The organism is Neobittarella massiliensis (ex Bilen et al. 2018), from assembly GCF_014269355.1.
GTDB classification, from domain to species: Bacteria; Bacillota; Clostridia; order Oscillospirales; family Ruminococcaceae; genus Neobittarella; species Neobittarella massiliensis.
On sequence record NZ_JACOGI010000010.1, the window covers coordinates 1 to 523 of the forward strand.

Here is a 523-nt window from a genome sequence, read left to right on the forward strand (position 1 = left end):
CGGATGACTTCGGTGGCCCAGTCCTCGTAATAGGCGTGGTTCTTGCCTGTTTTGGGGTCTTTTTTCACGGTGGGATCGGCCAGCGGCTTATCCGGGTCGATGGGCGGGCCGACGATCGGGTCGACATAGTCGGGGTAGACCACCACCGGCGGGGCGTTGGGATCGGTGAGGATATCGGTGAGATACAGGGTGGTCGTGTTGCCGTCGGCATCGGTGACTTTATACACCACGGTAAAGCTGCCGGCTGTGGTGGTATCGGCCCCGGCGGCAGTGACGTCTTTGCCGCTCTGCATGATCTTCAGCTCGCCGGTCATATCCCCGGCGACGTTGGCGGAGAACTGATAGCGGTACTGCAGCAGCGCCCGGGCGTCGGCGGCGTCAAAATTGCCGCCGTAGAGGGGGGCGCTCTCGTCGATCTCCTCGTTTATGCTGTCGTAGACGGCGGCGTGCTTGAGGCCGTTTTCATCGGTATCGATCTGAGGGCCGGGCACCGGATCATCCGGCTTTACCTCTGGGCCCACCA

The 523-nt window shown here is 62.3% G+C and carries 1 protein-coding gene; it reads right to left on the minus strand.

Translation table 11 applies throughout. From position 1 onward, the window contains the following. On the minus strand, window positions 1-523 hold a 523-nt coding region (locus H8K20_RS14355; protein WP_207721603.1), incomplete at both ends, for a hypothetical protein.